Source organism: Streptomyces sp. NPDC093018, assembly GCF_040684035.1.
Lineage (GTDB): Bacteria > Actinomycetota > Actinomycetes > Streptomycetales > Streptomycetaceae > Streptomyces > Streptomyces murinus.
The window spans coordinates 56,589-65,139 of record NZ_JBFBFF010000009.1; the positions used below are offsets into that span (position 1 = coordinate 56,589).

At 72.3% G+C, this 8,551-nt stretch carries 10 protein-coding genes; 6 read left to right on the plus strand and 4 right to left on the minus strand.

What is annotated here, in order from left to right; all coding sequences use genetic code 11:
* Window positions 1-13 precede the first annotated feature (13 nt).
* The 3 genes from AB0N90_RS20990 to AB0N90_RS21000 all read left to right on the plus strand — a co-directional run bounded on the left by AB0N90_RS20990 (window position 14) and on the right by AB0N90_RS21000 (window position 2,335).
* The gene (locus AB0N90_RS20990; protein ID WP_365198629.1) at window positions 14-1,114 is read left to right on the plus strand and encodes a cytochrome P450; all 1,101 of its coding nucleotides are present in this window, start codon (window positions 14-16) and stop codon (window positions 1,112-1,114) included.
* A gap of 11 nt (window positions 1,115-1,125) precedes the next feature.
* A complete protein-coding gene (locus AB0N90_RS20995; protein ID WP_346342419.1) occupies window positions 1,126-1,320 on the plus strand; it encodes a ferredoxin in 195 nt (64 codons plus the stop codon).
* Window positions 1,321-1,582: 262 nt separating this feature from the next.
* The gene (locus AB0N90_RS21000; protein WP_365198631.1) at window positions 1,583-2,335 is read left to right on the plus strand and encodes a hypothetical protein; all 753 of its coding nucleotides are present in this window, start codon (window positions 1,583-1,585) and stop codon (window positions 2,333-2,335) included.
* A gap of 97 nt (window positions 2,336-2,432) precedes the next feature.
* Here AB0N90_RS21000 and AB0N90_RS21005 read toward each other — a convergent pair whose 3' ends face one another.
* On the minus strand, window positions 2,433-3,368 hold the full coding sequence (locus AB0N90_RS21005; protein ID WP_365198632.1) for an MBL fold metallo-hydrolase: 936 nt from the start codon (window positions 3,366-3,368) through the stop codon (window positions 2,433-2,435).
* 183 nt (window positions 3,369-3,551) lie between these two features.
* Between AB0N90_RS21005 and AB0N90_RS21010 the strand changes: the two genes are divergently transcribed.
* The 3 genes from AB0N90_RS21010 (at window position 3,552) to AB0N90_RS21020 (ending at window position 5,813) form a co-directional block, all read left to right on the plus strand.
* Window positions 3,552-3,761, plus strand: a complete 210-nt coding sequence (locus tag AB0N90_RS21010; protein ID WP_365198634.1) for a hypothetical protein — start codon at window positions 3,552-3,554, stop codon at window positions 3,759-3,761.
* Window positions 3,748-5,139 (plus strand): amidase, encoded by a 1,392-nt coding sequence (locus tag AB0N90_RS21015; protein WP_365198637.1) that lies wholly within the window; start codon window positions 3,748-3,750, stop codon window positions 5,137-5,139. Before AB0N90_RS21010 ends, AB0N90_RS21015 begins: the two co-directional genes overlap by 14 nt.
* A 110-nt stretch (window positions 5,140-5,249) precedes the next feature.
* Window positions 5,250-5,813, plus strand: coding sequence for a TetR/AcrR family transcriptional regulator (locus AB0N90_RS21020; protein WP_365198640.1), 564 nt, complete (start codon window positions 5,250-5,252; stop codon window positions 5,811-5,813).
* 27 nt (window positions 5,814-5,840) lie between these two features.
* Here the strand turns inward: AB0N90_RS21020 and AB0N90_RS21025 are convergent, their stop codons facing one another.
* The 3 genes from AB0N90_RS21025 to AB0N90_RS21035 form a co-directional block, all read right to left on the minus strand.
* Entirely contained in the window at window positions 5,841-7,091 is a 1,251-nt protein-coding gene (locus tag AB0N90_RS21025; protein ID WP_365198642.1) for an MFS transporter, read from the minus strand.
* Window positions 7,088-8,173 carry a GNAT family N-acetyltransferase gene (locus AB0N90_RS21030; RefSeq protein WP_365198645.1) on the minus strand — a complete coding sequence of 362 codons (1,086 nt, stop codon included), beginning with the start codon at window positions 8,171-8,173 and terminating at the stop codon, window positions 7,088-7,090. Before AB0N90_RS21030 ends, AB0N90_RS21025 begins: the two co-directional genes overlap by 4 nt.
* A 152-nt stretch (window positions 8,174-8,325) precedes the next feature.
* Window positions 8,326-8,529 (minus strand): MbtH family NRPS accessory protein, encoded by a 204-nt coding sequence (locus AB0N90_RS21035; protein WP_365198648.1) that lies wholly within the window; start codon window positions 8,527-8,529, stop codon window positions 8,326-8,328.
* Window positions 8,530-8,551 lie beyond the last annotated feature (22 nt).

The following is an 8,551-nucleotide window of genomic DNA, read 5'->3' on the forward strand; positions in this document are numbered from 1 at the left end:
CGCGGAGTGCCCGATGACCCCGCTGCGGTACCCCGACGGGCACGTCGGTCAGCTGGTCACGGGTCTGGAGACCGCGCGGTCCGTGCTGGCGGACACCCGGTTCAGTTCGCTGCCCGCCGGGAAGCGCTCGCCGGTGAAGGTGCCCGGCTCGGAGCTGAGCACCGACGCGCTGCCCGCGGGGATGTTCGTCAATATGGACCCGCCCGAGCACACCCGTTACCGCCGGCTGCTGAGCAAGCACTTCACCATCCGGCGGGTACGGGAACTGCGCCCGCGGATCCAGGAGTTGACGGATCGTCTGCTGGACGAGATGGCGGGCGCGAGCGGCCCCGTCGATCTCGTCCAGGCCTTCGCCAAACCCCTGCCCACACTGGTCACCTCGGAACTGCTCGGCCTGCCGGAGGCGGACCGCGCGGAGTTCGGGCGCCATGTCGACGTGCTCTTCAGCCTCTCCACCACCGGGGAGGAGATGCAGCAGTCGATGGCGATCCTCGGCGGGATGCTCCATGCCCTGATCGCGGCCGCGCGCAAGGACGCGGGCCCGGACATCCTGGGCAGGCTCACCGTGGAGACGGACCTGACCGACGAGGAGCTGCTCGGGATCACGATCGTCCTGCTCATCGCCGGTCTTGAGACCACCACCAACATGCTCGCGCTGGGTACTTACGCGCTGCTGCGCCACCCCGAGCAGCTGGCCGCGCTGCGCGCCGACTGGTCGCTGATGGACGATGCCGTCGAGGAGCTGCTGCGCTACCTCAGCGTGGTGCAGATCGGGCCGATCCGCGTGGCCGCCGAGGACTTCGAGTTCGAGGGGCGGTCGATCCGCGCGGGCCAGGTCGTCACGGTGTCGCTGCCCGCGGCCAACCGTGACCCGCTGGGTTTCGAGGACCCCGACACCTTCGACATCCGCCGCGGCCCGTCCCGGCACATGGCCTTCGGCAACGGCCCCCACCAGTGCATGGGGCACCATCTGGCCCGGCTCGAACTCGCCATCGGATACGAGTCGTTGCTGCGCCGCTTCCCCCGCCTGGAACTGGCTGTGCCGCCCGCGGAGATCGGCACCCGGGAGATGATGGTGACGTACGGCGTCCTCCAACTGCCGGTGCGCTGGTGAGGGGTGGCCCGGTGACGCGGATCGAGATCGAGATGGACCTCTGCTGCGGCGCGGGAGCCTGCGTCCTCGCCGCCCCGGCCGTCTTCGACCAGAACGACGACGACGGCACGGTGATCGTCCTCGACGCCACTCCCCCGGCCGACCAGCGGGAGGCGGCACAGGAGGCTGCGGCGCGGTGCCCGACGTCGGCGATCAGGGTCGTATGATCACTTGCCGATGACCACGTGACCGATGCCACTTGGTCGATGACCACGTGACCGATGCCCGCGTGGCCGGCGGTTCCGCTCGGTGGCAGCTGTCCCCTCCCCCGCGCCAACGGTGTCTGTCCCCGGCTCGCGCTCTGCCGCAACCGGTCCGGCTCGCAATGGATTTGACGATCCGCGCCCGTTGCCGGTAGTCGTCGATGCGGACAGCACCGAGGCATCGGTTACGGCGTGGGGCGCCGGCTGCCATATGGGGGAGGGCATCATGCATGCTTGGGGCTGGATACTTCTGCTCGCTCTGGTCGCCGCGGCCGCGGTCGGCAGGCAGCTCTACCGGTATCCGGGCGGCTGGAAGTTCGCCTTCGCCTCGGAGTACGGCGCCGCGCGTCGTGATCTCGACCGTGCACGCAGTGCCGTGAGCGGCCTGGAGCGTACCGCGCGCAAGGAGCTGGCCGGTGCGCGCGGTGCTGTCGACACCGCCGCCACCGCCCATCGGCGCCGGGTGCGCGACGCCGAGGAGCACATCGCCCGCCTGAGCGATCCCGGCCGCGGGGTCTACCGCGCCGAACTCGGCACTCTGTCCCTCTACGAACACGTCCTCGCCGTCTCGACCGACGACTTCAGCGGAGATCTGCCCCTGCACGAGATCGCCGTCCGCTCCGACCACACGAGGACGGCCGGCCACCTCTACCTGGTCGGTCCGGACGGACGCCAGCATCTGGTGACCTATGCGACGGCCGACATCGCGGAGGAGCATGTCCGCAAGTTCGTCGTCGACGTCCACAACGCCATCGCCGCGGCCAAGTCGTTCCAACGGGACCGGCCCGCCCGGCTCCGGCAGGCGAAGGCCGATCTGCACCAGGTCACGAACGACACCTCCGAGCAGGAGAACGCCCGGCTGTATCTCGAAGAGGTCACCGCCCGGCAGGACAGCGACCCCCGCATCCCCGCGGCACGCAAGGACCTCGCCGCCGCCCACGACCGCTGGCAGGAACTCACCGGACACCGCCCCTACTGACCGACCGGCACGGACTCCCCGTCCGCCAGTGGCCTGCGACCGCGGACGCGTACATACCCGCGTGGGCGGCAGAGCCAGGCACGGGCCTGGAGCGCGGTCAGCTCCTCGGCCCGCGCCCGGCGTGGACCGGGGAGAGGCGGTATCCGTCCTGGTGGAGGACCACATGCCCGGCGGTGGGCGGCGCGAAATGGGTGCCCAGGACGAGGGTGTCCGTGTCCGCGAGGGAGGCGAGCAGTGTCCGGCGCGAGGCCTCGGACCGCCGTGGGTCGATGTCGACGCAGGCGCCGATGGCGGGATGGGCGAACTGGACGGGGTGGTGGATGCAGTCCCCGGTGATCAGAGCCGTCCGGCCTTGGCTGGTCAGCTCGACGGCCACATGTCCGGGGGTGTGTCCAGGAGTGGGCAGCAGACGCAGGCCAGGGATGATGCCGGCGCCCTCGGCGGGGACGTCGACGAGGTCGAGCAGCCCTGCCTCCTCCACCGGGATGACGGAGTCCCGGAACATCTGCGCGCGTGCCTCCTCCATGTCGTACCCCGCCCAGAACTCCCGCTCGGTGCGTGCGGTCAGGTATCGGGCGTTGGGGAAGGTCGGAACCCAGCGGCCGTCCGTCTTCCGTGTGTTCCAGCCGACGTGGTCGGCGTGCAGGTGAGTGAGGATCACCAGGTCGACCGAGTCCGGGGGGAATCCGGCGGCGGTGAGATCGCGCAGGTAGTCGGTGTCCAGGTCGTGCCAGGCGGGATTGGCCCGTTCCTTGCCGTTGCCGATGCCGGTGTCGACCAGGATGCGCCGGCCGCCGAGGGTGAACGCGAAGCTGTGGCTGTCCAGGCGCAGGATGCCCTCGGCGTCGGCGAAGTGGGGGCGCAGCCAGTCCTGCGCGGCGACGAGGTCCGGGGTGGCGTCGGGCAGCAGCCAGGGTCCGGTCGCGGGCGGCAGGAGGATCTCGTCGATGCGGTGGACGGTGACGTCGCCCAGGGTCCAGGAAGGGCCGGAGGCCGGGGTGGGGATGGGGATGGGGGCGGGCTCAGTACTCATGGTCCTTCTGTCTTCTTGGGACGACTGCGGCACGGCGCGTCGGGGACTAGAAGCCGACTAAAAGCTATGGATTTGCTTTAAGGAACGGTAGCCCCTACGGTGAGCTAACGCAAACGGTTAGCTTTTAGGACTGAGGGGTGCTCTGGGCCACTGCAGCCCGAGGACCCCGGAAACGGAAAACCCATGGCCGACACAGAACTCACCCCGCCCGAAGCGGCCCGCTGGGCCGCCCGTGCCGGGCTTCCGCTGCCCGCCGACCGCCACGCCGCGGTCGCGGCCACCGCCAACCACATCCACTCCGTGGTCGCGCTCCTGCGAGAGCTGGACTTCGGCGAGACCGCGCCCGCCGCCGCCTACCGAGCGGGACAGGAGGCGCACGATGCGACCGTATGAACTGCCCCTGGCCGCGGCCGCCGAAGCGATCCGGGCCCGGCAGCTGTCCCCCGTCGAGCTGGCGGACTCGGTCCTGGAGCGCATCGCGCACAGGGAGCCGCAGCTTCATGCCTACGTCACCGTCGCCGCCGAGGGCGCCCGCAAGGCCGCCCGTGAAGCGGAACGCGACATCGTGGCCGGCCGCCGTCGCGGCCCGTTGCACGGCATCCCCATGGGCGTCAAAGATCTGATCGACGTAGCGGGTACGGCCACGAGCGCCGGTTCCCGGGTCCGCGCCGATCACCGCGCGCGGGGCGACAGCACGGTCGCCGCGCGCCTGGCGGCGGCCGGTGCGGTCCTGCTGGGCAAGACGCAGACGCACGAGTTCGCCTACGGCCTGATCACCCCGGAGACCCACAACGCCTGGGACACCGGGCGGGTCGCCGGTGGCTCCAGCGGCGGTTCCGCCGTCGCCGTCGCCGCGGGCATGGCCACCTTCGCCCTGGGCACCGACACCGGCGGATCCATCAGGGTGCCCTCCGCGCTGAACGGGGTGGTCGGTCTCAAGCCGACCTACGGCCTTCTCCCGCGGCACGGCGTCACGTCCCTGTCCTGGTCGCTGGACCACGTCGGCCCGATCACCCGTACCGTCGAGGACGCGGCCCTGGTCCTGACCGCGCTGGCCGGGCACGACCCCCGGGACCCCGCCTCGCTGCCCGCACCCGCCGTGGACCACCGGCCGGACGCGGGTACGGATCTGACGGGGCTGCGGGTCGGCGTGCCGCGCAACTACTACTTCGACCACGTCGACCCCGAGATCGAAGGTGCGGTCCGGCACGCCGTCGACCAGCTCCAGGCGCTCGGCGCACGCCTCGTAGACGTCGAGATCCCCATGACCCGCTACATCCAGGCCACCCAGTGGGGTCTGATGGTGCCCGAGGCCACCGCCTATCACGAGGCCACCCTGCGCACGGTCCCCGAGCTCTACCAGTCCGATGTCCGCATCCTTCTCGAGGCGGGTGAGCTGATGACCGCCGGGGACTATCTGCGCGCTCAGCGCTCCCGCACCCTCATGCGGCAGGAGTGGGCCCGCGTGTTGCGTGAGGTCGACCTCATCGCCGCCCCCACCGTCCCGATGACCGCCGTCAGAGCCGGTCAGGAGACCGTCACCTGGGCCGACGGCACCGTCGAGAGTGTCTCCGACGCCTACGTACGTCTGTCGTCCCCGGCCAACATCACCGGGGTACCGTCCCTGTCCGTACCGGTCGGCCACGACACGGCGGGGCTGCCGATCGGTATGCAACTGCTCGGGCGGCCACTCGAAGAGAGTGTGCTGCTGCGGGTCGGCCACGCCTACGAGCAGACCCGGCCCGCCCGTGACCTCGCGCGGGTCGCGTGACCGGAGGACGTGGCCGCGCGGGAGTGCGGGCGGGCGTGCGGGCGGGCGTGCGTGCGGGCGTGCGGGCGTGCGGCCCGCTAGAGCAATGATTTCGCTTTAAGCTAGGTGTCATGAGCAGGCAGATGGTTCGCCCCGGGGGACGCAGCGCCCGGGTCCAGGCATCGGTGCATACGGCCGTGCGTGAACTCGCCTCGGAGGTGGGCCGCGACGCCCTGACGGTACCGATGATCGCCCAGCGTGCGGGCGTGACGCCATCGACGGTCTACCGCCGCTGGGGCGATCTCCAGGAGCTGCTGTCCGACGTGGCGGTCGAACGACTGCGGCCCGAGACCACGCCAGGCGACCACGGCACCCTGTCCTGCGACCTCACGGCCTGGGCCGAGCAGTTCCTCGACGAGATGGCCTCCCCCGCCGGCCGCGCCTACATCCGCGACGCCCTCCTCGGCGACCCGGACGGCGGCAACGCGGGCCGGTGCTCCGCCTACGCCGCGGAACAGATCGACGTCGTCCTCACCCGCGCGTCCGAACGCGGGGAGACGGTGCCCGGGGTCGAGACGGTCATCGACCATGTCGTCGCCCCGCTGATGTACCGCATCCTCTTCCGTCCGGACGGACTCGACGCCGCCTACGCGCGTCGGCTCGTGACAGCGGTCCTCGACCCGGCCGGCCGATGACCGCCGGGCGACCGGCGTCGACGCCCCCTAGGCCGACATCGCCCGGATGCCTTTGCTGACGGTGGCCGTCACCGCGGCGACGACGACCAGGGCCGGGAAGACCAGCATGGCCGGACCGGGGCTCCAGCGGGCCAGTAGCGCACCGGCCAGGACGGGGGCGAGGGCGGCGGCCGAGCCGGCGGCGAGCAGGACGCCGCTGACCACGCGGCCCTGTAAGTGGTCGGGGGTGACGGCGGCCTGGTGACCGAAGAGGGTGGCGTTCGCGGTGGGGCCGAGGAAGACGGCGGCGGCCAGCGGCACCGCGGCCAGGACGGAGCCGGACAGCAGTGTGCTGACGGCCATCAGCGCGGCGGTCGCCCAGCACAGCAGCGTGATCAGGACGGGCAGCCGCAGACGCCGCTGGAGCGCTGGGGCGGCGAAGGCCCCGAGGAGGCCGCCGAGCGCGAAGATCGCACCGGCGACACCCACCAGGGCCGGTGCGACGCCCGCCCGGCGCAGGGCGAGGGTCATCGCGAAGATCATGCCGGTGAAGGCCATGTTCAGCGGAGCCGCGATCACCAGCAGCGCGCGCAGGAACGGATGCCCCAGCAAGAAGCGCAGCCCCTCCGCGGTGGACGCGCCGACGGGCGCGGCCACCTCTTTGCGGGGCTGCTGCAGCGGCCGCCTGATCCAGCACACGGCCGCCAGGGACACCACGAAACTCAGCGCGTTGCCGAGGAAGGGCAGGAACCGGCCGAGCCCGAACAGCAGGCCGCCCAGCGGTGGTCCGGCCAGCGACACGCCGTAGGTCCGTGCCTCGTTGCGGGCGACGGCGGAGGCGAGCTGGTCCGGGCGGACCAGGCTGCGTATCGAGGCGTGCTCGACGGTGCTGAAGACGGCGGTGGCGGCGGCTCCGGCGACCACCACCGCGAGGATCACCGGCAGTTGGGCGGCACCCGTCAGGACCGCCCAGCCGAGCAGGGCGTACACGGCGATCCGCAGCGCGTCGCAGACGATCATCAGCCGGCGCCGGTCGAACCGGTCGGCGAGGACACCGGCCGGCAGCCGGCACACCAGGGTGGTGACGAGCCCGGCCGTGCCGACGACCCCGGCCCGCGTCGGGGACCCGGTCTGCTGCAGCACCAGCAGCGGCAGGGCCAGATCCACCATGGCGCCGCCCAGGTCGGACAGGGACTGCCCGGTCCACAGCAGGTTGAAGTCGCGGTTGCGCCACAGACCCGGCGGCGGGCCGGTGTCCGCGGCCCCGGCGGCCTCCTCGGCGAGCGGCGGCCGGCTCATCCGGCTTCCCCGGCACTCGCCGCCCCGGCCAGTCCCTCACCGCCCGGCGCCCCGGCCAAACCCTCACCGCCCGGCACTCCGGCCAAACCCTCGCCGCGCGCCGCCCCGGCCAAGCCCTCGCCGCGCGCCGCCCCAGTCAGGCCCTCGCTCCTCACCACCCCGGCCAAACCCTGGCCGGTCGCCGCCCCGGCCAGGTCCTCGCCATCCGCCACCCCAGCCGAGACCGCGACCCCCGGCACGCCAGTCAGGCCCTCACCGCCCGGCGCCCCAGCCAAACTCCGGCCGGTCGCCACCCCAGCCAAACCCTCCCCCCTCGCCACCCCAGCCAAGTCCTCGCCACCCGCCACCCCAGCCAAGTCCTCGCCACCCGCCACCCCAGCCAAGTCCTCGCCACCCGCCACCCCAGCCAAGTCCTCGCCATCCGCCACCCCAGCCGAGACCGCGGCCCCCGGCACTCCGGTCAGGCCCTCACCGCCCGGTGCTGCGGCGGGCGCTGGGGCGGCCGGTGGGTCGGTGGCGGGCGTCGGGGTCTGCGCGGTGGCCTCGGCGGCCGTACGCGACGCCCCTTCCGGCCCGCCCGCCGCCGTGGGGATGACCAGCAGCTTCGTCACCGAGCCGTCGTCGCCGACGACATCGCGCAGATGGCGGAAGCCCAGGCGGCGGCACATGGCCAGGCTGGCGGTGTTCTCGGCGCCGACCATGCCGTACGCCTCGGTGAGGCCAAGGTTTTCGGCGGCGTGCCGGAGCAGGCCGCGGACCGCCTCGCCGCCCAGTCCCTGCCCCCAGTAGCCGGGGGCGAGGGCGGTGACGAGTTCATGGCCCTCGACGTTGCCGGTCGGCTTCACCTCGGCGTGGCCGATGTAGCGGCCCGCCAGCCACAGGCCCCAGACGTCGAACCGCCCCTGGGGGTAGATGTCGGTGAGGATGGCGCGGAACACCTCGCGGATCTGCGGTTCGGGCACGAGGTCCTGGCCCATCCAGCGGCACACCTCCTCGTCGCGCAGCAACTCGACGAAGACGTCCTCGTGTTCTGGCCGATAGGGGAGGAACTGCAGGCGTTCGGTGCGCAGTTCGGGGGTCATGACGGGCTCCTCGGGAGTGTTGCGGTGGGGTGAGGGCCGAGGGCGGTGGGGCGCCGGTGCGGCGGTTCCGTGCGTGGGGGGGGGAGTGTGGGGTGCGGTGCGCCGCCGGGCCGACACACGGGCGGCCCGGCGGGTGGTGCGGGTACGGCAGGTCAGGCGCCCGTGTTCGCCATGCGCTCGCGCAGGCTCTTGGGCCGCATGTCGGTCCACACCTCGTCGACATAGGCGGAGCACTCGGCCTCGGTGCCCTCCTTGCCGACGGGCTGCCAGCCGGCGGGCACCTCGATGTCGACGGGCCAGAGGGAGTACTGCTCCTCGTCGTTGCGCAGCACCTGGTAGCGGGTGTTCTCGTCCATGTCGTTCTCCTTGGGGTTCGGT